The organism is Pseudoduganella danionis, assembly GCF_009720775.1.
GTDB classification, from domain to species: domain Bacteria; phylum Pseudomonadota; class Gammaproteobacteria; order Burkholderiales; family Burkholderiaceae_D; genus Rugamonas; species Rugamonas danionis.
Window position 1 is genome coordinate 926,125 of sequence record NZ_WNKW01000001.1, and the last position, 26,677, is coordinate 952,801.

The following is a 26,677-nucleotide window of genomic DNA, read 5'->3' on the forward strand; positions in this document are numbered from 1 at the left end:
GCGGTACGATGCAATTTTCCGTCTACCAGCAAAGCCATATCGGCGCCCGCAAGCAGAATCAGGACCGCATGGGCTACAGCTACACGCGCGATGCGCTGCTGCTGGTGCTGGCCGACGGCATGGGCGGCCATGCCCATGGCGAAGTGGCGGCCACGGTGGCGCTGCAGACCATCTCGCTGTTATTCCAGCAGCAGGCCGCGCCGTATGTGAAAAAGCCGGAACAGTTTCTGCAGCAGGCCATACTGGCCGCGCACGAAACCATACACCGCCACCGTCAGGTCAAAGGCTTGAGCGAAACCCCGCGCACCACCATCGTGGCCGCGCTGGTACAGCACAACGCGGTGGTGTGGGCCCATTGCGGCGATTCGCGCCTGTACTGGCTGCGCGACGGCCAGGTGCTGGCGCGTACGCGTGACCACAGTCATATCGAGAACCTGATCGCCAAGGGGCTGGTGCCGGCCGAGCAGCGCCACACTCATCCGGACCGCAACAAGCTGTACAACTGCCTTGGTGCGGATAGCCTGCCGCGCGTGGAACTCGGGCAGGGCGTCCTGCAGAGCGGCGATGTGCTGCTGTTGTGCTCGGATGGTTTGTGGTCTATGCTGCCGGACCAGCAAATCGCCCATAGCGTGCAGCACCAGCCTATCGTGCGCGCCGTGCCGGCCATGCTGCAGGCAGCGCTGGCTGCCGGTGGACGTAGCTGCGACAACGTGACGGCGCTGGCCATCATGTGGCAGGGCAGTGCGGTGGCCGACCAGCGCGGCAAGGCGGCGGACGAGCTATCGAGTATGATCTCGACCGAAGCGCTAAGCCAGCAGGAACATAGTAGTACCATCGCGCACACTGCTGCGGGCCAACGCGCCGACCTGTTCGATGACGCTGAAATCGAAAAAGCCATTGCCGAAATACGCGGGGCGATCGCAAAATCTTCGCAATTACTCAAATAAGGAAAACAGTATGACTTTTGTCTCCCGCCCTAGCGGCCGCGCCGTCGATGCGCTGCGCAATCTGCGCCTGACCCGCAACTACACCAAGCACGCAGAAGGCTCGGTGCTGATCGAATGCGGCGACACCAAGGTGATCTGCACCGCCAGCATCGAAGAGAAAGTGCCGGGCTTTTTGAAAGGCAAAGGGCAGGGCTGGATGACGGCCGAATACGGCATGCTGCCCCGTTCCACCCATAGCCGCATGGACCGCGAAGCGGCGCGTGGCAAACAGTCCGGCCGCACCCAGGAAATCCAGCGCCTGATCGGCCGCTCGCTGCGCGCAGCCTTCGATCTGGAAGCTTTCGGCGAACGCACGCTGCACCTCGATTGCGACGTGATCCAGGCCGACGGCGGCACCCGCACGGCTTCCATCACGGGCGCCATGGTGGCGGCCTACGATGCGTTCTCCAAGCTGGTGGCCAGCGGTGCCGTGCCGGCCATGCCGCTCAAGAGTTTTGTGGCGGCCATCTCGGTAGGCGTGTATCAGGGCATGCCCGTGCTCGACCTCGACTACGTGGAAGATTCCGGTTGCGATACCGACATGAATGTGGTGATGAACGATGCCGGCCATTTCATCGAAGTGCAGGGCACGGCCGAAGGCGCCGCGTTTGACCGTGAGGGCATGAACCGTCTGCTTGATCTGGCGCAGGCCGGCATCGCTGATCTGATCAAACTGCAGAAACAGGCGCTGGGCCTGACGGCTTAACTCAGCGTCCCGGCCAGTAGGGAATCGGGCTGCCGCCGCAGGTGCGGCAGCCAAACGGTTTACAATGTCGGCTTCCATGCTTTTTTACAGCGCAGCAGCGCTCTTGCAGCCGACATCATGACCCAACGCCTGATCCTCGCCTCGAACAACGCGGGCAAACTCAAAGAATTCAACCAACTGCTGTCCACCGTGGGCTATGCCGTCCACGCGCAGGGCGAATACGACGTGCCGGAAGCGGACGAGCCTTTCCACACCTTCGTGGAAAATGCCCTGCAGAAGGCGCGCCATGCGGCCCGCCTGACCGGACTGCCAGCGCTGGCCGATGATTCCGGCGTCTGCGTGAATGCGCTCGGTGGTGCGCCGGGCGTGTATTCGGCGCGCTATGCGGGCGAGCCCAAGTCGGATGCCCGTAACAGCGCCAAACTGATTGCCGATCTGGCCGCGCATGCCGATAAATCGGCCTACTACTATTGCGTGCTGGTGTTCGTGCGCCATGCCGACGACCCGCAGCCGGTGATCGCCGATGGACGCTGGAATGGCGAGATCATCGCCGAAGCACGCGGTGTAGGTGGTTTCGGCTACGATCCGCACTTCTACATTCCGGCACTGGGCAAATGCGTGGCCGAACTGGCGGCGGACGAGAAGAACCGCCTGTCGCACCGCGGGCAGGCATTGCGCGCTCTGGTCGAGAAGCTCAAATGATTCCGATTAAAGTCGTGGGCGCCAAAGCGGCCAGCCAGCCCAGCGCGCCGGCCAGCCATAGCGATGTGGCGGGCGTGGCGGCCAAATATCTGGCCGGAGGCACGCTGAACCTGACGGCGCTGCCGCCGCTGTCGCTGTACATCCATTTCCCGTGGTGTGTGAAGAAGTGCCCGTATTGCGACTTCAATTCGCACGAAGCCAGGGATGGCGGCCATCAGGCCGGCTTCCCTGAAAAGGAATATCTGGATGCGCTGCGCACCGATCTGGAAATGGCGCTGCCGCTGATCTGGGGCCGCAAGATTTACACCATCTTCATCGGCGGCGGCACGCCCAGCCTGCTGTCGGCAGCAGGGCTGGACCGTCTGCTGTCGGACGTGCGCACCTTGCTGCCGCTCGACAGCGATGTCGAGATCACCATGGAAGCCAATCCCGGCACCTTCGAGGCAGAGAAGTTCAAGTCCTACCGTGCCAGTGGTGTGAACCGGCTGTCCATCGGTATCCAGAGTTTTAGCGAGCGCCATCTGAAGGCGCTGGGCCGCATCCACGACGATGGCGAAGCGCGCCGTGCGGTGGACATCGCCGTGGCCAACTTCGATAACTTCAATCTTGACCTGATGTATGCGCTGCCGTCGCAGACGCTGGAAGAAGCGCAGCGCGATATCGAAACTGCGCTGTCCTACCAGCCGCCGCATCTGTCGCTCTACCATCTGACGATGGAACCGAATACGCTGTTCGCCAAGTATCCGCCGGCCTTGCCGGACGACGATGCCAGCGCCGACATGCAGGACATGATCGCCGAACTGACGGCGGCCAACGGCTACCAGCATTACGAAGTGTCGGCCTATGCCAAGGCGGGACGGCGCGCGCGCCACAATCTCAACTACTGGGAATTCGGCGATTATCTGGGCATAGGCGCAGGCGCGCATTCCAAGCTGTCCTTCCCGCACCGCATCCTGCGTCAGGCCCGCTACAAGCAGCCCAAGGCGTATATGGAGCAGGTGGCGCTGGGCGCACCCGTGCAGGAAGAGCGCGAGATCGGTCGCGAGGAAATGGGCTTCGAGTTCATGCTCAATACCCTGCGCCTGTGCGGCGGTTTCGATCCGCGCCTGTTCATGGAACGCACCGGCATGGCACTCAATGCCATCGAACGCCAGCTCAATGCCGCGGAAGCCAAGGGGCTGCTGTACCGCGATCACCAGATCATCCGCCCGACCGAGCTGGGGCAGCGCTTCCTCAATGATCTGCAGGAGATGTTCCTCACCACCTGAGTGGTTGAGGAGTAGGCGCTGCCGGCTAGAAGCTGGCGGCCTGCTTCAGATCGGGGCGCTCGCACCAGCGCGCAAAGTCTTCCGCCATGCGTTCGCTTTCGCCGATGGCGCGGCGCCAGTCGCGCATGCGCAGGCCGTGGTTCTGGCCATAGGCCTTGAAGTCGGCCCGGTCGGGCAGTTTGCTGTTGGGCAGATGGGCGACAAATTCCGGCGACGGCGAAATCAGGATCACATTTTCCAGCGCGGCATCGCGCGCGCGCCGCCATGGCAGGCTTTTATCGAGCCAGCCCGGCACGATGTAGTCGCTAAAGTGCGGATACAGCACCAGTCCCTCGTCGCGCTGGTAGGGCAGATGCAGGTGGTAGTCGATCAGGCCACCGTCCCAGTACGGTCCTTGCGGTGCACCGGCGATATCGTTGACGGCCTGCAGCACCAGCGGGATGGAGCCGGAAGCCAGCAGCGCATCGCGCAGATTGGCATCGGACAGACCGACAAAGTGGGCATTGAAGGCGTCGAAGCCGTCGCGCAGCCATGCGCTGTGATCGTGCTGGTGATGAAAGATCACGCGTTCCATGGCTTTGGCCAGCTGGCTGCGCGCCAGCAGGTTGCCCGTCGCTGCACCGATGAAACCGGCCATTTCGCGCCAGCGCTGGCCATCGCTGCGCCCCAATGCGCCGATGCCGCGCACCGTCAGCACGGACAGATGGTGCTGAGTATGGTGCAGCACTTCGGCGCCGCGCCCATCGAGCAGCTCATCGAGCAGGGTGCGGCAGGTGGCCGTCACCTGCGGCGACTTTACTTTTTCCGGATACTGCTGGGCCGAATACAGTTGCGCCAGCCGCTTGTGGGCAGCCACCGGATCATCAAATGCCGATGCCGCCATACGCCATGCACCGATGGAAGCGCCGATCAGACGGCGCTGGCGCGGTGCGCCTTTCAGCCATTCGCCGAAGGCCCAGATATCGAGGCCATTGAGGATCAGCCCTTTGGGGCCGCCTGCTGCGGCAGGGATGATGGCAATGTCGGCCGCCTGCATACCTTCGGCAGCGATGCGCGCGCGGGCCCGCTTGCCGAGGCGTATGGTGATCGACGAAGTCATGGCTGCAGGCCGCCGCCCAGTGCACGATACAGATCGACGGCACTGCCGCTACGCTGCTGACGTACCTGCACCAGCGTCTGCTGGGCGCTGAACAGTTCGCGCTGGGCGTCGAGTACATCGAGGCTGCTGGCGATGCCCTGCTCGAAGCGCAGTTGCAGCAGCTTCAGGCGGTCGGCCTGGGCTTCGACGATGCTGTTCTGTGCCTGCACCTGTTCACCCAGATAGTCGCGCGCTGCGAGTGCATCGGCCACTTCGCGGAAGGCCGTCTGTATGGTCTTTTCGTAGTCGGCCACGGCGATATTCTTGCGCGTTTCGGCCAGACTCAGATTGGCGCGGTTGCGGCCCGCATCGAAGATGGGCAGCGACAGTTGCGGCGCGAACGACCAGCTACCGGAGCCGCTGTCGAACAGGCCACCGAGTGATGGGCTGCTGCTGCCCAGCGTGGTGGTCAGGCTGATGCGCGGGAAGAAGGCCGCACGGGCGGCACCGATATTCGCGGTGGCCGCTTTCAGGCGCTGTTCGGCGGCGCGGATATCGGGCCGGCGTGCCAGCAGTTCGGACGGCAGGCCGGCCGGCAGCGCGCCCATGGCATCGAGCTGGCGCTGGTCGGGCAGGGCGCCGCTGGTGCTAGTGCTAGGCTGGTTCTGGCCGACCAGCAGCGTCAGCGCGTTCTCTGCCTGTGCACGCTGGCGTGCCAGCGACAGGGCGGCGGCACGCGCGGTTTCCATCAGCGTTTCGGCCGAGCGCAAATCGAGGCGCGACGAGGCGCCCACTTCGGCGCGCTGCTGGGTAAGCTGGTAAGTGCGGCTGCGCGCTGCATAGGTCTGCTGTGCCAGTGCCAGTTGTTCGGCGTAGGCGCGTTCCGTGTAATAGGCTTGCGCCACCTGTGCCACCAGACTGATTTGCGCCGCCTGACGGGCTTCGTCCGTGGCCAGATAGCTGGCCAGTGCCGCATCGCTCAGGCTTTTTACGCGGCCGAAGAAATCCAGCTCGAAAGCGGAAATCGCCAGTCCTGCATCGTAGCGTTTGCCCACCGTGCTGTGGCCGCTGGAGGACAGGAAGGCCGGTGTCTTGGCGCGCGCCACGCTGGCGTTGGCGTTCAGATTCGGCAGGCGGTCGGCCGACTGCACATCGTACAGCGCGCGTGCTTCGTCCATGCGCAGCACGGCAGTGCGCAGGTCGCGGTTATGTTCCAGCGCCGCGGCTATCAGTTGCTGCAACTGGGCGTCGGCAAAGAAGCTGCGCCAGCCCGTATCCACGGTGCTGGCAGCGCTGGCAGGCAGGGCTACGCTGGTGCGTGCGGCCGCACCTGCCGTATCCTGCGGATAGGCGGCAGCGACAGGAGCAGCCGGACGCTGATAGGTCGGCGCCAGCGAGCAGGCCGACAGCAGTGCTGCTGCCAGCAGAGTAGGAGCCGTTTTAATCAATGGTTTCATGGTTCTTGTCGTTCAGTTCATGTGCGGCCAGTTTGCGCTGGCGTTCGCTGCCCTTGAAGATTTTGCGGATTACCACGAAGAATACGGGCACGAGGAATACGGCCAGCACGGTCGCAGTAATCATCCCGCCCATCACGCCCGTGCCGATGGCACGCTGGCTGGCCGAACCGGCGCCAGTGGCGATCACCAGCGGTAGCACGCCGAGGATGAAGGCCAGCGAGGTCATGATGATGGGGCGGAAGCGCAGGTGCACGGCTTCGAGCGTGGCTTCGATCAGGCCCTTGCCTTGCGCCTGCAGGTCCTTGGCGAATTCGATAATCAGAATCGCATTCTTGGCCGACAGGCCGATAATCGCAATCAGGCCCACTTTGAAGTACACGTCATTGGGCAGGCTGCGCAGGGTGGCACCGAGCAGTGCACCGAGCACGCCGAGCGGCACCACCAGCAGCACGGCCACGGGAATGGTTTCGCTTTCATACAGCGCAGCCAGTACGAGGAAGGCGGCCAGCAGCGACAGGGCAAACAGGGCAGGCGCCTGCGAGCCCGACGTTTTTTCTTCCAGCGACTGGCCGGTCCATTCGATGCTGAAGCCGGGCGGCAGCTGTTCGGCCAGACGTAGCAGCTCGTCCATGGCTTCGCCCGTCGAGCGGCCCGGTGCTGCATCGCCCGTCAGCTTGATGGCTGGGTAGCCGTTGTAGCGTACCAGTTGCACGGGGCCCTGTATCCAGCGCGAAGAAGCAAAGGAGGCGAATGGCACCATGGTACCGCTGGCGCTGCGCACATGCAGTTGCAGGATGTCCTGCGGCTGCAGACGACGCGGCGCATCGGCCTGCACGATCACGCGCTGCTGACGTCCGCTGCTGGCGAAGTCGTTGACGTAGGACGAACCAAGTGCGCCCGACAGCATGCTGTTGATGTCGGCGAAGCTGACGCCGAGTGCATAGGCTTTTTCACGATCGATGTCGACTTGCAGTTGCGGCGCATCTTCCAGCCCTTCGGGACGCAGGCCCTTGAGTATCGGACTCTTGGAAGCCAGTCCCAGTAACTGATTGCGGGCTGCCAGCAGGGCAGCGTGGCCTTGCGCGCTGCGGTCCTGCAGACGCGCCGTAATACCGGTGGCATTACCCAGTTCGCGGATGGGCGGAGGGCTGAGCGGGAACACCACGGCATCGGCAATGCCGGACAGAGCGCCAAACGCGCGCTGGGCGATGGCCTGTGCCGACTGGTCGGGACCGCGCTCGCTCCAGTCCTTGAGCGGCACGAATACCAGACCGGCATTCTGGCCGTTACCGGAGAAGCTGAAACCTGCGACGGCGATGGTGCGCGCCACGCCCGGCTGCTGGCGGAAATAGCTATCCACTTTGGCCAGCACGGCTTGCGTACGGCTGGTGGATGCGCCCGGCGGTAGCTGCACGTTGGCGATCAGATAGCCCTGATCTTCGTTCGGCAGGAAGGATGAAGGCAAGCGCACATACAGCCAGCCCACCACGCCGCACAGCAGCGCGAAGATGATCAGATAGCGGCCGGTACGCTGCAGCATGCGCGCAATCACACCCTGATAGCGCGTAGCGCTGCGTGCAAACACACGGTTGAACCAGCCGAAGAAGCCGCGCTTCTCGTGGTGGTGGCCAGCCTGCACGGGTTTCAGGATGGTGGCGCACAGGGCCGGCGTCAGGGTCAGCGCCATCAGTGCCGAGAACAGCATGGCCGATACCATGGCCAGCGAGAACTGGCGGTAGATCGCGCCCACGGCGCCGCCGAAGAAGGCCATAGGAATGAATACGGCGATCAGCACCAGCGTAATGCCGATGATGGCGCCCGTAATCTGGCCCATGGCTTTGCGGGTAGCGTCACGCGGCGACAGGCCTTCTTCGCTCATGATGCGTTCGACGTTTTCCACCACCACGATGGCATCGTCCACCAGAATACCGATGGCCAGCACCATGCCGAACATGGTCAGCACGTTGATGGAAAAACCGAACAGCTGCATGGCGGCGAAAGTACCCATCAGTGCCACTGGCACGACGATGGTAGGAATCAGCGTGTAGCGGAAGTTCTGCAGGAACAGATACATCACGAGGAACACCAGCACCACGGCTTCCAGCAGGGTCTTGACTACTTCCTCGATGGAGATTTTGACGAACAGCGAAGTATCGTACGGCACAGCGTATTTCACGCCGGGCGGGAAGTACTTGGACAATTCTTCCATCTTGGCGCGTACGGCGGTAGCCGTCTGCAGCGCGTTACCCGTTAGCGAAAGCTGCACGGCGATGGCGGAGAAAGGCTGGCCACTCAGGCGCGCGCTGATGTTGAAGCTGGCGCCGCCCATTTCGATGCGTGCCACATCTTTCAGGCGTACCAGTGCGCCACTCGATTGCGAGCGCAGTACGATTTGGCCGAATTCGGCGGCAGAAGTGAGCTGACCTGATACCACGATGGGGGCGGAAATGGTCTGCGCAGCAGGGCTGGGCAGGTCGCCCAGCGTACCGGACGTAACCTGTGCATTCTGTGCGCGGATCGCGGCCGTCACGTCGGCCATGGTCAGCTTCAGGCCGACCAGCTTGGCCGGATCGATCCAGATGCGCATGGCACGTTCAGTGCCGAACAACTGGGCCTGGCCGACGCCGGGGATACGCTTGATTTCGTTGACCACGTTGCGCGCCATGTAGTCGCCCAGCGCGGTCGGATCGAGCCGGCCATCCGTCGAGGTCAGGCCGACGAACATCAGAATATTGGAGCGTGCCTTGTTGACCTGCACGCCTTGCTGCGTAACGGCAGCCGGCAGACGCGATTCCACCCGCTTGATGCGGTTCTGCACATCCACTGCAGCCAGTTCGGGATTGGTGCCGGGCTGGAAGGTCACGGTGATGGTGACGGCGCCGCTAGCCTCGCTGGAGGACTCGATGTACTGCATGCCATCGGCGCCATTCATTTCCTGCTCGATCACGCTGGTGACAGCGTCGTCCAGCACCTGCGCCGTAGCGCCCGGATAGTTGGCCGTGATGACGATGGAAGGCGGGGCGATAGTCGGGTATTGCGACACGGGCAGCACGGTAATCGCCAGCATCCCGCCCAGCAGGATGAACAGGGCGATGACCCATGCGAACACGGGCCGGTCGATGAAGAACTTGGCCATCAGGACTCCCCGTTATTTCGCTGCGCTGGCAGGTGCAGCAGCGGCAGCAGCGGGTGCAGCACCGCTGGCCGAGCTGCTAGCCGTCGCTGCGGCAGCAGCAGCGCCGCTGCCGGCTGGGCCCTGCCATGGTGCCGGTTTGACGGTGGCACCCGGCTTGGCTTTCTGGAAGCCTTCCACGATGATGCGTTCGCCGCCTTTCAGGCCGCTGCTGACGATCCAGTTCTGGCCATCGGCTGCGCTGGCCGTGACCGGCAGCGACTGCACCTTGTTGTCGGCGCCTACCACCAGCACGGAGGAACCTTCCGGTCCGCGCACCACGGCCTGCTGCGGCACGCTGATGGCTGCACCATTCACGCCCTGTTCAAGGCGGGCACGCACATACATGCCGGGCAGCAGGGTGCGCTGCGGATTGGGGAATTCGGCGCGCATGGCCACCGTGCCCGTGCTTTCATCGACCGAGACATCGGAGAACAGCAGCTTGCCGGCCTGCGGGTAGGGCTGGCCATCTTCCGTCAGCAGGGTGACGCGGGCTGCGCCGTTGCCAGCGCTTTTCAGTTTGCCGCTGGCCAGCGCTTTCTGCAGCGCCAGTAGTTCCGACGAGGACTGGGTAATCGTGACGTAGATCGGATCAAGCGTCTGTACGGTGGCCATGGGCGTGGCTTCGCCCTGACCGACCAGCGCACCTTCCGTAACCAGCGCGCGGCTGATGCGGCCCGAAATCGGCGCCGTCACGGTGGCATAGCCGAGCGTCAGGCTGGCATTGGTGCGGGCAGCTTTGGCGGTGGCCAGATCGGCGCTGGCCTGCTTCTGCGCCGTCACGGCATCGTCGTATTCCTGCTGGCTTACAGCTTGTGCAGCCAGCAGCGGCTTGTAGCGTTTGACTTTGAGTTCGGCCTGCGCCAGATTGGCTTCCGCCTTGGCGACGGCGGCCTGGGTGCTGTCGTAGCTGGCCTGGAACTGGGCCGGATCGATGCGGAACAGCACCTCGCCCGCTTTGACTTCGCTGCCTTCCTTGTACACGCGTTGCAGCACGATGCCGGCGGTACGGGCGCGTACCTGCGCCACGCGCGAGGCTTCGGTGCGGCCCGGCAGTTCGCTGCTGATGGTCACGGCGCCCGGAGCGACGGTGATGACGGCGACGCTGGCCGGTGGCGGGGCGGAAGGGGCAGCAGCTTTATCGCCGCAGGCGGCCAGCAGCGACAGGCTGATAGCGCCGCCTGCCAGCATGGAGTAACGGGATGCAGATCGCATATTTGGTTCTCGCAGGGTTTTCGTCATTGAAACTGAAAGTAGATGAAGTGCTCCGCCAGACTGGGCAGTTGGCGATGGTCGCTGCATTGTAATACAGACGTTTATGTAACGTTTTGTATAAGGCAATTACATGAAAAAAGGCGGGGTGACAGCCTTTGCTGCCACCCCGCCCTGTATGCTGTTCAAGCTTTGCGGTAAAACGGAATCAACGCATGCCCGAGATGATCTGTTTCAGCTTGCCCGAATCGGCGCAGAAGGCGCGGATGCCTTCGGCCAGTTTTTCCGTCGCCATGGCATCTTCGTTGAGCTGGAAGCGGAAGGTTTTTTCATCCTGCGCCAGTTTCATCATGCCGGTGGTGGAGGCGGCCTCGCTGCTCAGCTTACGCTCGACCAGACCATCGCTGTCCTGCAGTTGCTGCAGCAGCTCAGGGCTGATGGTCAGCAGATCGCAGCCGGCCAGTTCCAGAATCTGGCCCACGTTGCGGAAGCTGGCGCCCATCACTTCAGTCTTGTAGCCGAATTTGCGGTAGTAGTTGAAGATGCGCTTGACGGAAGCCACGCCCGGATCCTCCGAAGGCAGGTACTCGATGCCGGTGGATTTCTTGTACCAGTCGTAGATGCGGCCCACGAACGGCGAAATCAGCTGGGCGCCCGCTTCGGCACAGGCGATGGCCTGGGTCAGCGAGAACAGCAGCGTCATATTGCAGCGGATACCTTCTTTTTCCAGAATCTCGGCAGCACGGATACCTTCCCAGGTCGAAGCCATCTTGATCAGCACGCGCTCGCGGTCGATGCCGGCCTTGCGATACAGTTCGATCAGTTCACGTGCCTTGGCCACCGAACCTTCCGTGTCGAACGACAGACGGGCATCGATTTCGGTCGATACGCGGCCAGGAATCGTGCGCAGGATCTGCTTGCCGAATGCGATCAACAAATGATCGATGGTGGTGGTGATCGAGTTGTCGAGGTTATCGCGCACAGCTTTTTCCAGCAGCGGCTGATACTCTTCTTTCTGTACCGCCTTCAGGATCAGCGATGGGTTGGTGGTGGCGTCGCGTGGGGTGTAAGCCTGGATCGACTGGAAGTCGCCGGTATCGGCTACCACGGTGGTGAATTTCTTGAGCTGTTCGAGCTGGTTCATGTGCGCTGCCATTTAGTGTGAGGACAATAAGTGGTCTTATTGTACTCAAGCTAACAGCTTGCGCAAAGAAAGCATGGCGATATAGTCGCTATATCGCCATAGAATAAACGCCAGTTTGCCGTTCTTGCAACGTTAGCGGATGAAGGAATCGAACTGCAGGTCGAACTCCTGCAGGGCTTTCTGGGCGTTCTGCATCTTCTTGCGGAAGTCCGGCCCCCGTTGCAGCGCCAGCCCCACGGCCAGCACGTCGATCACCACCAGATAGGCCAGACGGGCCGAAATCGGCGTGTAGGGGTCGATGTTGAAAATCAGATCGATAGGGATCAGCACCGTGGCCAGATCGGCCAGCGGCGTACCGGAAGGTGCCAGTACGATCACATCGGCGCCGCCACGGCGAGCCAGCTTGATCGAGCGCACCAGCGACGGGCTGTTGCCGCGCTGGGAAATCGCTACCACCGCATCGCCTGTGCGCAGCAGCGCCGCAGCGATACTGTGGATGTGCGGGTCGGCATAGGCTACGGTAGGCACGCCCGAGCGGAAGAATTTGTGCTGGGCGTCCGTGGCCACAATGCCGGACGTACCCTGACCGTAGAATTCGATCTTGTTGGCTTTGGACAGAATGTCGAGCGCCTTCTGGATCGCTTCCGGATCGAGGTTGTTACGCAGATCGAGCAGGGTGTTGATGGAGCGGCTGCAGATCTTGTTGACCAGATCGGCCGCTAGATCGTCCTGGGTAGGCTGCTCGTTCAGTCCGGGCAGGGCCAGAGCCAGCCCCTGCGCCAGTTTCAGCTTGAACTCGTGCCAGCCATCGTAGCCGAGGGTGCGGCAGAAACGCACCACGGTCGGTTCCGACACTTGCGCGCTTTTGGCCAGCGCGGTGATGTTCTGGCTGACCGTCTGGCCGGGGTTATCAAGCACGGCCAGCGCCACCTTGCGCTCCGATTTGGAGAGCGAGTCGAGCTGGGTGCGGATCGAATCGAGCAGCATAGAACCTTAATCTTCCGGCAGAACTTCTTCGCGCCATTGCAGGCCATCGCGGCCGATCAGGGCCGAAGCGGCAGCAGGGCCCCAGGTACCGGAAGCGTAGGGCAGCGGGAAGCTGTCGTCCGATTCCCAGTTGTTGAGGATAGGTTCAACCCATTCCCACGCCGCTTCCAGTTCGTCGCCGCGCATGAACAGGGTTAGCTGGCCGCGCAGCACATCCAGCAGCAGGCGCTCGTAAGCATCCATGCGCGGGGATTTGAACGATTCGCGGAAATCCAGTTCCAGCTCGGCCTGTTTCAAGCGCATGCCGTCGCCCGGGGTCTTGGCCATCAGGTTCATGCGCAGGCCTTCGTCCGGCTGCAGACGGATTACCAGCGAATTGGGCTGGAAGTTATTGGTCGGCTGGGCGAAGATCGAGTGCGGAATCTGTTTGAAGCGCACCACGATTTCGGCCAGACTGTCGGCCATGCGCTTACCGGTACGCAGGTAGAACGGCACGCCGGCCCAGCGCCAGGTATCGATTTCCGCCTTCATGGCGACGAAGGTTTCGGTGCGCGAGTGTTCCGGTGCATCTGGCTCATCGCGGTAGCTCGGCACAGCCTTGCCATCCACATGGCCGGCGCGGTACTGGCCGCGCACAATGTTTTGTGCCAGCGTGGTCGGGGTGAATTTTTTCAGCGAACGCAGTACGTGCAGCTTGGCGTCACGCACGGCATCGGGTGCGATCGAGGTAGGTGGTTCCATCGCCACGATACACAGCAGTTGCAACAGGTGGTTCTGCAGCATGTCGCGCAGCGCGCCCGAGGTGTCGTAGTAGCCGAGGCGGTTACCAACGCCGAGTTTTTCGGCAATGGTGATCTGCACGTCGGAGATCCATTCACGGCGCCACAGCGGCTCGAACAGGATGTTACCGAAGCGCAGAGCCAGCAGATTCTGTACGGTTTCTTTGCCCAGATAGTGGTCGATACGGTAGATCTGCGATTCTTCGAACACCTTGCCCACTTCGGCGTTGATCTGTTTGGCCGAAGCCAGATCGCGGCCCAGCGGTTTTTCCAGCACCACGCGCGAATTCTGCGTGACCAGACCATTGGCTTTCAGGTTCTCGCAAATCTGTGAGAAGATGGCCGGTGGCGTGGCCAGATAATAGACCTTGGTGATCGCATCGTCCTTGCGCAGCGCATCGACCAGCGTGTGGTAGGTGCCGGCATCGGTGGCGTTCAGCGAGACATAGGTAATGCGCGCAGTGAACTTGGCCCACGCTGCCGCCGAAACGGTGGTCGCCTTGATATGCGGTTTCGACGTGGTTTCTATGGTGTGCAGGAATTCTTCCTGACTGGCGTCGGCACGGCCTACGCAGATGATGCGGGCCGAAGCCGGCAGATCGTTGGCCACATCGCGGGCAAACATCGCAGGCAGCAATTTGCGCATCGCCAGATCGCCGCTGCCGCCAAACAGAACCAGGTCAAAATCGGTAAGAGCCATAATAGTGTGAATTCGCAGTAAGTAGAGTGCAAAGAAAGGACTGCAGGTGTAAATTTACTACACGAATTGTTGACTTGCAAGAAAATTTACTACAAAGTGCCGGAGGTGATGCTTGTGGCCCACGTCCGGCTGCTACCGTCGGTCGGGATGACAAAGTTTATTCCAAATACGGCACTTCCGTGCGGCCTGCCACGTCCACCCGTACGCGCAGCAGTTTGCCGCTGAGCGGATAGGCCGCCAGTTCCTCGGCCGGACGTGCGCCAGCGCTGGTGATGTAGAGCGTGCGCAGGTCGGCATCGCCAAACGCCAGCATGGTCGGGCAGCGCACCGGTAGTGGCAGTTCGCCGAGCAGCGTGCCATCCGGCGACAGCTTGACGAGGCGCGCGCCTTCGAACATGGCGACCCAGTAATTGCCTTCGCTATCGACTGCCGCGCCATCAGGACGGCCGCCGTAGTTATTCGCTTTATCGGCCGAGAACTGCATCAGCGTACGCTGGTTGCTCACGGTGCCGCTGTGCAGATTGAAATCGTAGCGCGACACGCGGTGGGCGCTGGTGTCGGCGTGGTACAGGCTGCGGTAGTCAGGGCTGAAACCGAGACCATTGGAATTGGTCACGCCGCCCGACCATGCCAGACGCACCTGACCTTTTTCCAGTACATACATTTCCGCTGCCGGCTTGTCGCGCGGCTCGTAGATGGTGCCGACCCAGAAGCGGCCCGCGCCATCCACATGGCCGTCATTGAAGCGGGCGATGCTGGTGTCATAAGGCGCTGGCGCGATGGGTGTCAGGCGTACTGCCTCGCTACTGGTATCGAGGTGGGCAAAGCCGCTGCGCATGGCCACGATCAGGCCACCGCGCTGGCACAGCGCCAGCGTGGCCGGTTCGCTGTCCAGCTTCCAGGCACGGTGTGCGCCCGTAGCGGGATCGAGCCGGTGCACGGTGAATGCGGGAATATCGACCCAGTACACGGCCTGCTCCTGCGGGTGCCACAGCGGGCATTCGCCCGTCTGCATCACCGCGTCGTAAGCGACGCTGATTTCGCTAGTGTTCATCATAGGTGCTGCGCTGCCTTGGCCATGACGATCAGGCCGTTGGTGGAGCTGTCGTGACGTTCCGGCTGTACGCTGCCCGTCAGTTCGGCCTGAATGTTCTTGGCCAGTACCTTGCCCAGTTCTACGCCCCACTGGTCGAAGCTGTTGACGTCCCAGATGGCGCCTTGCACAAAGGTCTTGTGTTCGTACAGAGCGATCAGCGCGCCCAGTGCGGACGGGGTGAGCTGGTCCATCAGGATGGTGTTGGAAGGGCGGTTGCCGGGGAAGACCTTGTGCGGCAGCAGCGCTTCGATTTCAGCGGCACTCAGATTCAGCGCCTGCAGATCGGCACGGGCTTCTTCTGCCGTTTTACCTTTCATGAAGGCTTCCGACTGGGCGAAGCAGTTGGCCAGCAGGGCATCGTGGTGGCCGGCCAGATCATGGGTGGCGCGCAGGGTGGCGATGAAATCCATAGGCGTGACATCGGTACCCTGATGCAGGAGCTGGAAGTAGGCATGCTGGGCGTTGGTGCCGCACTCGCCCCAGACCACCGGGCAGGTCGGCGTATCGACCGCGGCGCCGCCACGGGTAACACGTTTGCCGTTGCTTTCCATGTCGAGCTGCTGCAGATAGGCCGGGAAGCGGCTCAGGTCCTGATGGTAGGGCGCGATCGAGAGCGAACCGGCATCGAGGAACTGGCGGTTCCAGAAGCCCACCATGGCCAGCAGCACCGGCATGTTCTGCTCCAGCGGCGCAGTGCGGAAATGTTCGTCCATGGCATGCGCGCCAGCGAGGAAATCGTTGAAGTAGCCAAAGCCCACGGCCAGTGCCAGCGACAGGCCGATGGCCGACCACACCGAATAGCGGCCACCCACCCAGTCCCAGAACGGGAACATATTGGCGGTATCGATGCCGAAGGCGCTGACGGCCTGCTTGTTGGTGGAGACGGCGACGAAGTGGCGCGGCAGATCGGCTTCCGTGGCCGACTGCAGGAACCAGTGGCGCGCGGTATCGGCGTTGAGCATGGTCTCGGCCGTGGTAAAAGTTTTCGAAGCGACGATGAATAGCGTGGTTTCGGGATTGACCTGCGCCAGTGCGGCGTCCATGTCGTGGCCGTCGACGTTGGAGACGAAGTGCATTTTCAGGCGCGGGTGGCTGTAGGAGCGTAGGGCCAGCACGGCCATTTTCGGACCCAGATCGGAACCGCCGATGCCGATGTTGATCACGTCCGTGATCGGTTTGCCCGTATAGCCCAGCCATGCGCCGCTGCGTACGCGGTCGGTGAAATCCTTGATCTGGTCCAGCACCGCATGCACGTCACGTCCTATATCCTGCCCATCCACCACCAGCGATTTGCCGCGCGGCATACGCAGAGCCGTGTGCAGCACGGCGCGTTGTTCGGTAAGATTGATTTTCTCGCCAGCGAACATGGCGTCGCGCAGGCGCTCTACGCCGCGTTCACGTGCCAGGTCGAGCAGCAGTTCTACTGTGCGGCCATCGAGGCGGTTCTTCGAATAGTCGAGGAACAGGCCGGCAGCATCTACTGTCAGTTTGGGGAAGCGCTGGGCGTCATCGGCAAACAGTTGGCGCATCTGCCAGTTGCGGGCATCCGTAGCGTGGCTGGCAAGGGCTAGAAAACTGGAGGTAGAGGTCAGAGCTGGCTGGCGCATAATAGTCGGCGTAGTAAGAGCTGATTGTGAGAGCTGATGGAGGGGATGCGGGATATCATACATTAAAAACAGGTAAATTCACTACGTTTACTTGTCTGGCTTGCGTTTTTCGTATTGGAGTAGGGGTGTTTTAGCTTGCGCCGGCCACCGATAGCTTGGTGCATCGTCGCTTTTTGGCCTGTCTGCGCACCAAAGTAGTAAAGAAAAGGCTGGCTGATCCGAAAATTTGTAGTAAAATTTCACGGAATTCATTCATAAGGAACGATCATGGCGTTGCATCCAGTCCTAGAAACCGTCACCGCGCGCATCATCGAGCGCAGCAAACCTTCGCGTGGCGCCTATCTGGCCCACCTCGAAGCGGCCCGTATCAAAGGCGTACAGCGCGGCGCGCTGTCGTGTACCAATCTGGCGCACGGTTTTGCGGCTTTCCCTGCCAACGACAAACTGGTGCTGAAGGAAGTGAAGAAGCCTTCCGTCGCCATCATCTCTTCCTATAACGACATGCTGTCGGCGCACCAGCCGTTCGAAGGCTATCCGCAACTGATCAAGCAAGCCGTGCGCGAAGTGGGCGCAGTCGCCCAGTTCGCGGGCGGCGCACCGGCCATGTGCGACGGCGTGACGCAGGGCCAGCCCGGCATGGAACTGTCGCTGTTCTCGCGCGACGCCATCGCCATGGCGGCGGCGGTCGCCCTGTCGCACAATATGTTCGACTCGGCCGTGTATCTGGGCGTGTGCGACAAGATCGTACCGGGCCTGCTGATCGGCGCGCTGCACTTCGGCCACCTGCCAGCCGTGTTCGTGCCGGCCGGCCCGATGACTACCGGCCTGTCGAATTCGGAAAAAGCCAAGATCCGCCAGTTGTACGCGCAAGGTAAAGTGGGCCGCGAAGAACTGCTGGAAGGCGAAGCCAAGTCCTACCATGGCGCCGGCACCTGCACCTTCTACGGCACCGCCAACAGCAACCAGATGCTGATGGAAGTGATGGGCCTGCACCTGCCGGGTGCGGCCTTCATCAGCCCGAATACGCCGCTACGCGATGAACTGACCAAGGCCGCGGCACGCCGCGCGGCCGTGATCACGGCGCAATCGGATGAGTACCTGCCGGTCGGTCATGTGGTGGATGAAAAGTCCATCGTCAACGCCATCGTGGCACTGCTGACCACGGGCGGCTCCACCAACCACACGCTGCACCTGGTTGCCATCGCCAAAGCGGCCGGCATCGTGATCGACTGGAACGACTTCGACGAACTGTCGCGCGTGGTGCCGCTGCTGACCCGCATCTACCCGAACGGCGACGCCGATGTGAACCACTTCCACGCTGCCGGCGGTACGGGTTTCGTGATCCGCGAACTGCTCGACGCTGGCCTGCTGCATGACGACGTCACCACCATACTGGGCAAAGGCCTGCGTGCCCACGCTGCCGAGCCTTTCCTGGGCGAGAACGGTCAGGGCGTGGTGTGGAAAGACGCGCCGCTGGAATCGGGCGACGAAAAAGTGCTGCGCAAAGCAGGCGCGCCATTCTCGGCCGACGGCGGCATGGTACTGGTCAAGGGTAATCTGGGCCGCGCCGTGATGAAAGTCTCGGCCGTGAAGCCCGAGCACCGCACGGTGGAAGCACCAGCGCTGGTGTTTAATTCGCAGGAAGCCTTCATGGCTGACTACAAGGCCGGCAAGCTTGATCGCGATTTCGTGGCCGTGATCCGCTTCCAGGGTCCGCGCGCCAACGGCATGCCGGAGTTGCATGCACTGACCCCGGCACTGGCCAACCTGCAGGATGCCGGCCGCCATGTGGCGCTGGTGACGGATGGCCGTATGTCGGGCGCATCGGGCAAAGTGCCAGCGGCGATTCACGTATCGCCGGAAATTCTGGCTGGCGGCCCGCTCGGTCTGGTGCGCGATGGCGACATGATTCGCCTGTGCGCCAACACTGGCACGCTGGAAGCACTAGTCGATAGCGCGGCATGGCATGCACGTGCCATGGCCACGGCCGACCTGTCGCCGAATCAGGTGGGCATGGGCCGCGAGCTGTTCGCCATGTTCCGTAACAGCGTATGCGAAGCCGAGAAAGGTGCGACCACCTTCCCGCTGCCATCGCCTATCCCTACCACGGTAGGCCTGCACGACCAAGACCCGGTAGGTAATACCGTACCGGGTTCCGACGAAGATTTCTCGATGAAGAAAGAAGCCTAATCATGACCATGACTCTGCTCGACATTATGCGTACATCCGCCGTGATCCCCGTGATCGCGATCGACGAACCTGAACACGCCGTGCCACTGGCACGTGCGCTGGTCGCTGGCGGTATCCGCGTGCTGGAAGTTACGCTGCGCACCAAGCACGGTCTGGGTGCCATCAAGGCCATGTCGGAAGTGGAAGGCGCCATCGTCGGCGTCGGTACGCTGACCCAGTCGGACGAATTCGCGGCGGCACGTGATGCCGGCGCCGTGTTCGGCGTATCGCCGGGCCTGACCCCAGCGCTGATCGCTGCTGCCAAGAGCAGCGGCCTGCCGTTGCTGCCGGGTGTGATGACGCCTTCGGAAATCATGGCTGCGCGCGAGCAGGGCTTCCGTCAGTTGAAACTGTTCCCTGCCGTACCGGCAGGTGGCGTGGGCATGCTGAACGCCATCGGCGGCCCGCTGCCGGACGTAACCTTCTGCCCGACCGGCGGCATTTCGCAAGACACCGCGTCGCAATTCCTCGCGCTGAAAAACGTCGCCTGCGTAGGTGGTTCGTGGCTCACGCCGAAAGACGCCATCGCCGCTGGCGACTGGGAGCGCATCACCGATCTGGCCAAAGCTGCCAGCGGCCTGCGTTCGCTCTAAGTACCGTCTCCCTTGGACGTGGTGTGACCGCTGCGGCGGCACACCACGTTTTTTTATTCTGGGGTCAGGTCGGGCAAGATGCAGGTGTCAGGTCGGGCAACGGGGCAAATTGCGAAACAGCATCAGCTACGCTCGAGGCTGCACATTTGCCCGACCTGACACCTGCACTTTGCCCGACCTGACCCCGAGTTTTAGAACTGCTGGGGCAGGCAGTGCAGGCCCGCTTCGGTGGCCAGTTTGAGGACGGGGGCGGCGAGGGCGGCGTCGCGGTAGTACAGGATGTTGGTGTCATCCCAGCCGGCGGCATAGATGCAGCCCAGTTCCGGCATGATGATGAACTGGGCAGGCACGCCGTAATCGCTGTAGCTGCACTGGCGCAGATAGCCTGCCTTGTCGTTGTAGCGTTTGATGACCAGCTTGGCCTTGGCGGGCCAGCGGCCGCGGTAGCGTACTGTGTACAGTGGCGTGAGGTCGTACAGCGCGCCCCAGTGCTGGGCGAACAGGCGGTTGCGGCGTTCGCGCTCGGCGCCTTCGTAGCAGTCCAGCAGATGCCATTCGCTTTCATCTTCCAGCCAGTGGTCGAATACGGAGATGGCCATGCCTTGCAGGCCGCCGTCGCCGGCCAGTTCGCGGATCTGCTGCAGTTGCGGGAACTGGCGCTGGATTTCTTCAGTCACGCTGGCTTGAGCGCGGGACAACATTTTCATAACTTTCCTTCTGTATAGCGGTGCTTGCTGCGCAGCAGTATAACCCCTTACTGCGCACTGCAAGGCGGCAATTGCGATTTGCCTAGCTGACTGCGGCAATAATCTGTGCGCGCAACCACTGGTGCGCGGCATCGCGGTGCACGCGTTCATGCCACAGCATGGCCATGCGGAAGCCCGGCACTTCTACCGGCGGCGCGACGCTGCGCAGGGCGGGATTGCTGCGTACCAGCCGCTCGGGCAGCATGGCCACCAGATCGGTTTGCGCCAGCGCTGCCATGACAAACAGGAAGTGCGGCACGGACAGCGCCACGTGGCGTGTCAGGCCGGATGCCGCCAGTGCCTGATCGGTCACGCCGCTAAAGCCGCCGCCATTGGGCGAGACGATGACATGATCCAGCGCACAGAACTGGCTCAGGCTGGGGCGGCGTTTCAGGCGCGGATGGCCTTGCCGCCCCGCCAGCACATAGCGCTCCTCGAACAGCAGGCGATGGCGCATGCCGGCTGGCGCTTCCGTCTCGGTGTGAAACGCCAGATCGATCTCTCCCTGTTCGGCCTGACGGCTGATGCGCGGCGGCGCCAGTTCCACCACGGCCAGCCGGCTAGCCGGTGCTGCAGTGCGGATGGTCGCCAGTGCGGGTAGCACGATGGTTGATTCGCCATAGTCGGTAGCGGCAACGCGCCAGGTATTGCTGGCCGCTGCGGGATCGAAGGCGGCGCTGGGCGCAACTGCATGTTCGAGTGCTGCCAGCGCCAGCCGCAAGGGTTCGCGCAGCGCTTCGGCTCTGGCAGTCGGCTGCATGCCGCGTGGACCGGGCAGCAGCAGGGGATCGCCGAAAATTTCGCGCAGGCGTGCCAGATGCACGCTGATGGAAGGCTGGGAGAAGTGCAGCCGTTTTGCCGCACGGGTGACATTGTGCTCGGCCAGCAGCACATCCAGCGTCACCAGCAGGTTGAGGTCTATGCTGCGTAAATTAATCATGACTATACCTGAAATACTGGAAATTCATTTCTACTATACCTCATGGCGCCCTAAGCTTTAGTCTTTCCCTCAACTAGCCGGAGCCAGACCATGAATGTATTGATTGTTTATGCCCATCCCGAAGCGCAGTCGCTGAATGGCGCCCTGAAGGATTTCACTGTGAGCCATCTGCAGGCAGCCGGCCATCAGGTGCAGGTATCGGACCTGTATGCCATGCAGTGGAAGGCTGCGTTCGACGCGGATGATATCGTCGGTGGTCCGCAGGGCCAGCGTTTCGATGCTTCGCGCGATTCCCAGTATGCCTACGCCAACGGCTTGCAGAGTGCCGATATCGCCGCCGAGCAGGACAAATTGCGCTGGGCCGATATGGTGATCTTCCAGTTCCCGCTGTGGTGGTTCTCCATGCCGGCCATCATGAAGGGCTGGTTTGATCGCGTGTATGCCTACGGCTTCGGCTATGGTGTGGGTGAACACTCGGATGCACGCTGGGGCGACCGCTATGGCGAAGGCACGCTGGCTGGCAAGCGCGCCATGCTGGTGGTGACGACGGGCGGCTGGGAGTCGCACTACAGCGCGCGTGGCATCAACGGCCCGATAGACGATATTCTATTCCCCATTCAGCACGGCTTGCTGTTCTATCCGGGTTTTGCCGTGCTGCCGCCGCTGGTGATTTACCGTACCAGCCGCATGGATCAGGCGCGCTACGCCAGCGTGCAGCAGGAACTGGCGCAGCGGCTGGACCGGCTGGCAACGATGGCGCCCATCCCTTATCGTGCGCAGAACCATGGCGATTATCTGATCCCCGCCCTGACGCTGAAAGAGGACGTGGCGGCGGGCCAGAGCGGCTTTGCGGCCCACCGCATGTAGCGCGGACGGCCTAGGCGCGACGCTCCTTGAGCATCATGCGCAAGCCTATGGGCGACATGGTGAAAGCCATACGCTCTTCCGGCTCGGCGCCGCTTTCCGTACCCAGCATGGTGATGTCGAAGCTGCTCAGCAGCATGGCACTGGCCAGCTTGATTTCGAGCAGCGCCAGATAGCGTCCGGGGCAGGTGCGCAGGCCTGAACCGAAGGGCATGGCCAGATGCTTGTTCATGGCGTCGCTGCCTTGCCGCAGCCAGCGTTGCGGATCGAATTCTGCGGCCTGTGCTACATGCTGTTCGCTCACGCTATCGTGCCGCATCACGCACCAGATCAGATTCCCTTTGGGGATGTGCACATCGCCGATCACGCTGTCGCGCAGCGCTTCCAGCGGAATGAAGGGCGCCACCGGTTTGAGACGCATGGCTTCCTGTGCGCAGGCGTCGAGGTAATCGAGGCTATCCATCTGCTCGATGCTGAAGGCCGCCGGATCGGGCGCCATCTGCTGCACTTCGGCGCGGGCCCGCTCCAGCGCGGCCGGATGCTGCTGCAGCAGATACAGCATCCATGCCAGCGTATTGCTGGTGGTATCTTCACCGGCCAGCAGCATGGTGGTGACATTGCCTGCGACGGCAATATCGTCGACGCCACTACCGCCTTCGTCGGCCGCGCAGATCATGGCTTCGAGCAGATTGGCCGGGCGCTCGCGTCGCTGCGGCTCGTCCTGCAGGCGCTGGCGCGCGGTGGCGATCAGCGCATCGACGGCACTGCTCAAGTGCTTTACGCTGCGCTCTAGCTGGCGGTCGCGCGGCAGTTTGACATAGCGCCAGTAGGGGAACAGGGCGACGGAACGGCGCGCCACTTCGGGCAGCACGATGTCCATATGGCGCTGGATTACATCTTCGCCGCCATCGATGGTGTTGACATCGGTGCCGAAGGCCAGACCGGCGATGATGTCGACGCTATAGCGTTTCAGGTCCTCGCACAGGTCGATTACCTGTTGCTGCTGCGCGGCGTGCTGCCAGCGCTTTTGCAGGCGCAGCCCGACTTTGACCAGTGCCGGAAAATAGGCCTTGATGGCGTGCGGTGCCAGCGCTGCCATGACCATGCGGCGCTGGTCACGCCAGACGCTGCCTTCGGCCAGAAACACGCCCGGGCGGCCACCCATTTCATTCGAAACCTGGGCCGTAATGGACGGGCGGCGGAACCCATCGGGGCGGTCGCGCAGGGCCGCGTTGACCAGTTCGTGCCCGGCCAGCACCACGATGGGGGTAGAACCGAACTGCATACGGAAGATGGGGCCATACTGCTGGCTCCAGCGCTCTACATGCTGGTGGATGCGCTCGGGGCGGATCTGCCCCAGATTGCCGGCCAGTGGCCAGGGACGCGGCCCCGGTAGCTGGGCGATGCTGCGTAAAACAGGTGTGCTGGCGAGAGTCTGTTCTATCATCGACTGTCCTATGTGCTGCAGCTGACGCTGCGGTTGCGACCCTGATGCTTGGCCTGATACAGCGCGCGGTCGGCCGCACCGATAAGCATTTCGATATCGGGCTGGGTATCCACGTCCAGCGTGGCGATGCCTATGCTGACGGTGACATGCTCGGCATTGCTATGCCGCCCATGCGGTATGGCCAGTTCCTGCACGGCCGCGCGTATGGCCTCGGCCATGCGCTGCGCCTGCGGCAGGTCGGTGTCCGGCAGGATGATGCCGAATTCTTCGCCACCGTAGCGCGCCATCAGATCGCACGGGCGCTTGAGCATGGCGGCCATGGTGGCTGCCACGCGGATCAGGCACTGGTCGCCTTTCTGGTGGCCGTAGTGGTCGTTGTACGGCTTGAAATGGTCGATATCGATCATCAGCAGCGATAGCGGCTGGCCGCTGCGGCGCGCACGCCGGTGTTCGCGGTCGATCGCCACATCGAAGTGGCGCCGGTTGGCGATGCCGGTCAGGCCGTCGGCAAAGGTCTGCGAGCGCAGCACCAGCGCCTGCTCGCGCAGCAGCTTCTCGCGCCCGACGGCGATACTGACATCGCTGATCTGGATCAGGCAGTGGCGCGCGGCGCCGGCCACGGCAATCGGGCTCACTTCGATGGCCTGCTGGATGCGCTCCTGCTTTTCCATTGCCATGTCATTGGCATACAGGGGGAAGGGCGCCTTGTTCAGGGTTTGCGACAGCAGGGACGGGAAGTTGTTGCTGAGCGCCTGGGTGATCGCCATCTCTACCCGTCCGCCCTGCAGCTCGGGGCAGACGGCTAAAAATGGCTGGCCCAGCGCCTGTTCGGTGCTGATGCCCGAATACTGCTGCATCCAGCTATTCCACAGCACGATGCGGCGCTCGGGATTGAGCACGATGGCGCCCATGCTGATGGCGGACAGCACGCTTTGCAGCAGGCGCAGGCGGTGATCGGGTGGTGAGTTCGGCATGCTGCGCCCCTCATTCCTGTCCCATCGCGCGGGCGATGTAGCGGTTGATCTGCTCCTTCAGGTCGTGTAGCGCCGTGACATCGAGCACGAAGGCGACATAGCCTTGTATCTGGTGGCGTTCCAGCACGAAGTCGATATGCAGCATCAGCACCACGGTATCGGCCTGGCTGCCCGAGGCGATCATGATTTCATCGCTGGTGCCTACATGGTATTGCGGCAGCGAGCCATGCAGCTCGTGGTGGAAGATGTTGGCCAGCGTGCCTACGCAGGAATTCAGGATGATGTTGCCGATCTCGCACATGGCCTCCTGTTCCATTTCCGTCAGCTCTTTGAGCGGCACGGCTTCGCCTACCATCAGCCGGACGATTTCCAGACTTTTATCTTCGGGGAACATCAGGATGGCCTGGGTGTCGAACGCGCCTTCGAAATGCTGGCTGACGCCGCAGATGCGCTCCGCTTCCGGGTCCTTGTTGTCGAGTACACGGGCGGCTTCGCGCCGGTCCACAAAGCTGATCGACGGTACCGACATGGTCACCGGTTCATCCACGATGGCACTCATGGAAGCGGCAGCCTGGCCCACGCCGATATTGAAGATCTCGATCAGCGCATCGTTTTCCAGTTCGGACAGGGCAAACATGGTCAGCCCTCGGTCAGGGGAGCCAGCAGGCTGGCGATGCGGGCTTCCGTAATGGGCTTTTCTACAAAACCCAGCCCCAGCGCCGTGGCGCGCTCGCGTGTGGCCGTCTGCACATTGGCCGTCAGCAGCGAGATCGCTACGGCCGGCCATTCTTGGCGCAGCTGCTCGGCCGCGGCCATGCCGCCCATGCCGGGCATGTTGACATCCATCAGGATCAGGTCCGGCGTCATGCTGCGCGCCTTGAGCAGGGCTTCCTCGCCGCTGGCGGCTTCTTCGATAGTCCAGTCGGCATGCAGCAGGCTGATGTAATTCCGCGCCATCATGCGCGAAACCCGGCTGTCATCGACGATCAATATGGTCTTGGGAGACGTCATTGCACTATCCTCGGCGGGCGAGTGGCTAAGTGTTGATTCTCGCACATTCACGTGCATTAATGGCAAGCATATGACAGCAGGTGCGGCGGGCGCGCCACGTTACTTTTGCGCAATACAAGGTGGCTTATTTCGGGGAGGCGGGGTCTGATCCGTTAAAATAGCGCCCATCCCCTTTTTTACCCTTCTCTTCGAATAGATAGACTATGACTCAGGACGAACTGAAACAAGCCGTAGCCCGTGCCGCCATCGCCTACGTGGTAGACAACGAAATCATCGGCGTGGGCACCGGCTCCACCGCCAACTTCTTCATCGACGAACTGGCGCTGATCAAGCACCGCATCAAAGGTGCAGTGGCGTCGTCGGAAGCCACGGCTGCCCGTCTGCGCGGCCATGGCATCGAAGTGTATGACCTGAACGACGTGCCAGCGATCGCGGTGTACATCGACGGCGCCGATGAAATCAACGCTGCCGGCGCCATGATCAAGGGCGGCGGTGCCGCTTTGACGCGCGAAAAAATCGTCGCTTCCGTGTCCGGCCAGTTCGTCTGCATCGCCGACGGCTCCAAGCTGGTGGATGTACTGGGCAAATTCCCGCTGCCGGTGGAAGTGCTGCCGATGGCACGCAATGCCGTGGCGCGCGAACTGGCCAAACTGGGCGGCACGCCCAAGCTGCGCCTGAAAGCCGGTACGGACGAAGCGTTCGTGACGGATAACGGCGGCAATATTCTGGATGTAGCCGGTCTGGCGATCACCGACCCGGTGGCACTGGAAGCGCAGATCAACCAGATCGTCGGCGTGATCGCCGTGGGCCTGTTCGCTGCCCGTGGCGCCAATGTCTGCCTGCTGGGCATGGCCGAAGGCGTGAAAACCCTGAAGTTCTAAGCAGAGCTCAGAAATGACGACGGGCGGCACAGGCCGCCCGTAGCATGTGGTCCGGCGCAAGGCCGGACACCGATCGCTGAAACCAGAGACTAAGCGTG

At 62.3% G+C, this 26,677-nt stretch carries 23 protein-coding genes; 8 read left to right on the forward strand and 15 right to left on the reverse strand.

Translation table 11 applies throughout. The features are described from left to right. Window positions 1-8 precede the first annotated feature (8 nt). The 4 genes from GM655_RS03960 (at window position 9) to hemW (ending at window position 3,662) form a co-directional block, all read left to right on the forward strand. Window positions 9-947 (forward strand): PP2C family protein-serine/threonine phosphatase, encoded by a 939-nt coding sequence (locus tag GM655_RS03960; RefSeq protein ID WP_155433293.1) that lies wholly within the window; start codon window positions 9-11, stop codon window positions 945-947. Window positions 948-957: 10 nt separating this feature from the next. Continuing rightward, on the forward strand, window positions 958-1,692 hold the full coding sequence (gene rph / locus GM655_RS03965; protein ID WP_155433294.1) for a ribonuclease PH: 735 nt from the start codon (window positions 958-960) through the stop codon (window positions 1,690-1,692). A 117-nt stretch (window positions 1,693-1,809) separates the two neighbouring features. Beyond that, the gene (rdgB, locus tag GM655_RS03970; protein WP_155433295.1) at window positions 1,810-2,394 is read left to right on the forward strand and encodes an RdgB/HAM1 family non-canonical purine NTP pyrophosphatase; all 585 of its coding nucleotides are present in this window, start codon (window positions 1,810-1,812) and stop codon (window positions 2,392-2,394) included. Further along, window positions 2,391-3,662 (forward strand): radical SAM family heme chaperone HemW, encoded by a 1,272-nt coding sequence (gene hemW, locus GM655_RS03975; protein WP_155433296.1) that lies wholly within the window; start codon window positions 2,391-2,393, stop codon window positions 3,660-3,662. Before rdgB ends, hemW begins: the two co-directional genes overlap by 4 nt. A gap of 25 nt (window positions 3,663-3,687) precedes the next feature. Here the strand turns inward: hemW and GM655_RS03980 are convergent, their stop codons facing one another. The 9 genes from GM655_RS03980 to pgi all read right to left on the reverse strand — a co-directional run bounded on the left by GM655_RS03980 (window position 3,688) and on the right by pgi (window position 16,894). Continuing rightward, window positions 3,688-4,761, reverse strand: coding sequence for a patatin-like phospholipase family protein (locus GM655_RS03980; protein ID WP_155433297.1), 1,074 nt, complete (start codon window positions 4,759-4,761; stop codon window positions 3,688-3,690). Beyond that, window positions 4,758-6,197, reverse strand: a complete 1,440-nt coding sequence (locus GM655_RS03985) for an efflux transporter outer membrane subunit (RefSeq protein WP_155433298.1) — start codon at window positions 6,195-6,197, stop codon at window positions 4,758-4,760. Before GM655_RS03985 ends, GM655_RS03980 begins: the two co-directional genes overlap by 4 nt. Then, the gene (locus GM655_RS03990; RefSeq protein ID WP_155433299.1) at window positions 6,181-9,333 is read right to left on the reverse strand and encodes an efflux RND transporter permease subunit; all 3,153 of its coding nucleotides are present in this window, start codon (window positions 9,331-9,333) and stop codon (window positions 6,181-6,183) included. Before GM655_RS03990 ends, GM655_RS03985 begins: the two co-directional genes overlap by 17 nt. 12 nt (window positions 9,334-9,345) lie before the next feature. Then, on the reverse strand, window positions 9,346-10,584 hold the full coding sequence (locus GM655_RS03995) for an efflux RND transporter periplasmic adaptor subunit (RefSeq protein WP_155433300.1): 1,239 nt from the start codon (window positions 10,582-10,584) through the stop codon (window positions 9,346-9,348). Window positions 10,585-10,789: 205 nt separating this feature from the next. After that, window positions 10,790-11,725: a transaldolase gene (gene tal, locus GM655_RS04000; RefSeq protein ID WP_155433301.1), complete on the reverse strand. Its 936-nt coding sequence runs from the start codon at window positions 11,723-11,725 to the stop codon at window positions 10,790-10,792. Window positions 11,726-11,857: 132 nt separating this feature from the next. Continuing rightward, entirely contained in the window at window positions 11,858-12,712 is an 855-nt protein-coding gene (locus tag GM655_RS04005) for an SIS domain-containing protein (protein WP_155433302.1), read from the reverse strand. Between the two features lie 6 nt (window positions 12,713-12,718). Then, complete coding sequence (gene zwf / locus GM655_RS04010) at window positions 12,719-14,191, reverse strand: glucose-6-phosphate dehydrogenase (protein ID WP_155433303.1); 1,473 nt, start codon at window positions 14,189-14,191, stop codon at window positions 12,719-12,721. Window positions 14,192-14,348: 157 nt separating this feature from the next. Next, window positions 14,349-15,245, reverse strand: a complete 897-nt coding sequence (locus tag GM655_RS04015; protein WP_155434118.1) for an SMP-30/gluconolactonase/LRE family protein — start codon at window positions 15,243-15,245, stop codon at window positions 14,349-14,351. Next, window positions 15,245-16,894, reverse strand: coding sequence for a glucose-6-phosphate isomerase (gene pgi, locus GM655_RS04020; protein WP_155433304.1), 1,650 nt, complete (start codon window positions 16,892-16,894; stop codon window positions 15,245-15,247). The genes GM655_RS04015 and pgi overlap by 1 nt, the downstream gene beginning before the upstream one ends. 267 nt (window positions 16,895-17,161) lie before the next feature. Between pgi and edd the strand changes: the two genes are divergently transcribed. Both edd and eda read left to right on the forward strand, forming a co-directional pair. Then, the gene (gene edd, locus GM655_RS04025) at window positions 17,162-19,084 is read left to right on the forward strand and encodes a phosphogluconate dehydratase (RefSeq protein ID WP_155433305.1); all 1,923 of its coding nucleotides are present in this window, start codon (window positions 17,162-17,164) and stop codon (window positions 19,082-19,084) included. Between the two features lie 2 nt (window positions 19,085-19,086). Next, entirely contained in the window at window positions 19,087-19,716 is a 630-nt protein-coding gene (gene eda, locus GM655_RS04030) for a bifunctional 4-hydroxy-2-oxoglutarate aldolase/2-dehydro-3-deoxy-phosphogluconate aldolase (RefSeq protein WP_155433306.1), read from the forward strand. Between the two features lie 191 nt (window positions 19,717-19,907). On the opposite strand, the gene GM655_RS04035 is transcribed toward eda, so the two are convergent. Both GM655_RS04035 and GM655_RS04040 read right to left on the reverse strand, forming a co-directional pair. Continuing rightward, complete coding sequence (locus GM655_RS04035) at window positions 19,908-20,423, reverse strand: hypothetical protein (protein WP_155433307.1); 516 nt, start codon at window positions 20,421-20,423, stop codon at window positions 19,908-19,910. A gap of 82 nt (window positions 20,424-20,505) precedes the next feature. Beyond that, on the reverse strand, window positions 20,506-21,402 hold the full coding sequence (locus GM655_RS04040; protein ID WP_155433308.1) for a LysR family transcriptional regulator: 897 nt from the start codon (window positions 21,400-21,402) through the stop codon (window positions 20,506-20,508). 90 nt (window positions 21,403-21,492) lie between these two features. On the opposite strand from GM655_RS04040, the gene GM655_RS04045 reads away from it, so the two are divergent. Beyond that, on the forward strand, window positions 21,493-22,269 hold the full coding sequence (locus GM655_RS04045) for an NAD(P)H-dependent oxidoreductase (RefSeq protein ID WP_155433309.1): 777 nt from the start codon (window positions 21,493-21,495) through the stop codon (window positions 22,267-22,269). A 10-nt stretch (window positions 22,270-22,279) separates the two neighbouring features. On the opposite strand, the gene GM655_RS04050 is transcribed toward GM655_RS04045, so the two are convergent. The 4 genes from GM655_RS04050 to GM655_RS04065 are packed head-to-tail and all read right to left on the reverse strand — an operon-like array spanning window position 22,280 to window position 25,698. After that, a complete protein-coding gene (locus GM655_RS04050; RefSeq protein WP_155433310.1) occupies window positions 22,280-23,713 on the reverse strand; it encodes a cytochrome P450 in 1,434 nt (477 codons plus the stop codon). Between the two features lie 8 nt (window positions 23,714-23,721). Further along, complete coding sequence (locus GM655_RS04055; RefSeq protein WP_155433311.1) at window positions 23,722-24,687, reverse strand: sensor domain-containing diguanylate cyclase; 966 nt, start codon at window positions 24,685-24,687, stop codon at window positions 23,722-23,724. Between the two features lie 10 nt (window positions 24,688-24,697). Continuing rightward, the gene (locus tag GM655_RS04060; protein ID WP_155433312.1) at window positions 24,698-25,324 is read right to left on the reverse strand and encodes a chemotaxis protein CheX; all 627 of its coding nucleotides are present in this window, start codon (window positions 25,322-25,324) and stop codon (window positions 24,698-24,700) included. A 2-nt stretch (window positions 25,325-25,326) separates the two neighbouring features. Beyond that, a complete protein-coding gene (locus GM655_RS04065) occupies window positions 25,327-25,698 on the reverse strand; it encodes a response regulator (RefSeq protein WP_155433313.1) in 372 nt (123 codons plus the stop codon). Between the two features lie 203 nt (window positions 25,699-25,901). Between GM655_RS04065 and rpiA the strand changes: the two genes are divergently transcribed. Next, complete coding sequence (gene rpiA / locus GM655_RS04070) at window positions 25,902-26,579, forward strand: ribose-5-phosphate isomerase RpiA (protein ID WP_155433314.1); 678 nt, start codon at window positions 25,902-25,904, stop codon at window positions 26,577-26,579. Window positions 26,580-26,677 lie beyond the last annotated feature (98 nt).

Bases quoted from the DNA above. Each gene is read 5' to 3' on its own strand.
- GM655_RS04015 (WP_155434118.1), bottom strand. From the start codon at position 15,245: ATGAACACTAGCGAAATCAGCGTCGCTTACGACGCGGTGATGCAGACG.
- rph (WP_155433294.1), top strand. From the start codon at position 958: ATGACTTTTGTCTCCCGCCCTAGCGGCCGCGCCGTCGATGCGCTGCGC.
- rdgB (WP_155433295.1), top strand. From the start codon at position 1,810: ATGACCCAACGCCTGATCCTCGCCTCGAACAACGCGGGCAAACTCAAA.
- pgi (WP_155433304.1), bottom strand. From the start codon at position 16,894: ATGCGCCAGCCAGCTCTGACCTCTACCTCCAGTTTTCTAGCCCTTGCC.
- tal (WP_155433301.1), bottom strand. From the start codon at position 11,725: ATGAACCAGCTCGAACAGCTCAAGAAATTCACCACCGTGGTAGCCGAT.
- GM655_RS03995 (WP_155433300.1), bottom strand. From the start codon at position 10,584: ATGCGATCTGCATCCCGTTACTCCATGCTGGCAGGCGGCGCTATCAGC.
- GM655_RS03990 (WP_155433299.1), bottom strand. From the start codon at position 9,333: ATGGCCAAGTTCTTCATCGACCGGCCCGTGTTCGCATGGGTCATCGCC.
- edd (WP_155433305.1), top strand. From the start codon at position 17,162: ATGGCGTTGCATCCAGTCCTAGAAACCGTCACCGCGCGCATCATCGAG.
- GM655_RS04055 (WP_155433311.1), bottom strand. From the start codon at position 24,687: ATGCCGAACTCACCACCCGATCACCGCCTGCGCCTGCTGCAAAGCGTG.
- GM655_RS04065 (WP_155433313.1), bottom strand. From the start codon at position 25,698: ATGACGTCTCCCAAGACCATATTGATCGTCGATGACAGCCGGGTTTCG.
- GM655_RS04040 (WP_155433308.1), bottom strand. From the start codon at position 21,402: ATGATTAATTTACGCAGCATAGACCTCAACCTGCTGGTGACGCTGGAT.
- eda (WP_155433306.1), top strand. From the start codon at position 19,087: ATGACCATGACTCTGCTCGACATTATGCGTACATCCGCCGTGATCCCC.
- GM655_RS04060 (WP_155433312.1), bottom strand. From the start codon at position 25,324: ATGTTTGCCCTGTCCGAACTGGAAAACGATGCGCTGATCGAGATCTTC.
- GM655_RS03985 (WP_155433298.1), bottom strand. From the start codon at position 6,197: ATGAAACCATTGATTAAAACGGCTCCTACTCTGCTGGCAGCAGCACTG.
- GM655_RS04005 (WP_155433302.1), bottom strand. From the start codon at position 12,712: ATGCTGCTCGATTCGATCCGCACCCAGCTCGACTCGCTCTCCAAATCG.
- GM655_RS04050 (WP_155433310.1), bottom strand. From the start codon at position 23,713: ATGATAGAACAGACTCTCGCCAGCACACCTGTTTTACGCAGCATCGCC.
- GM655_RS04035 (WP_155433307.1), bottom strand. From the start codon at position 20,423: ATGAAAATGTTGTCCCGCGCTCAAGCCAGCGTGACTGAAGAAATCCAG.
- hemW (WP_155433296.1), top strand. From the start codon at position 2,391: ATGATTCCGATTAAAGTCGTGGGCGCCAAAGCGGCCAGCCAGCCCAGC.
- GM655_RS04045 (WP_155433309.1), top strand. From the start codon at position 21,493: ATGAATGTATTGATTGTTTATGCCCATCCCGAAGCGCAGTCGCTGAAT.
- GM655_RS03980 (WP_155433297.1), bottom strand. From the start codon at position 4,761: ATGACTTCGTCGATCACCATACGCCTCGGCAAGCGGGCCCGCGCGCGC.
- zwf (WP_155433303.1), bottom strand. From the start codon at position 14,191: ATGGCTCTTACCGATTTTGACCTGGTTCTGTTTGGCGGCAGCGGCGAT.
- rpiA (WP_155433314.1), top strand. From the start codon at position 25,902: ATGACTCAGGACGAACTGAAACAAGCCGTAGCCCGTGCCGCCATCGCC.
- GM655_RS03960 (WP_155433293.1), top strand. From the start codon at position 9: ATGCAATTTTCCGTCTACCAGCAAAGCCATATCGGCGCCCGCAAGCAG.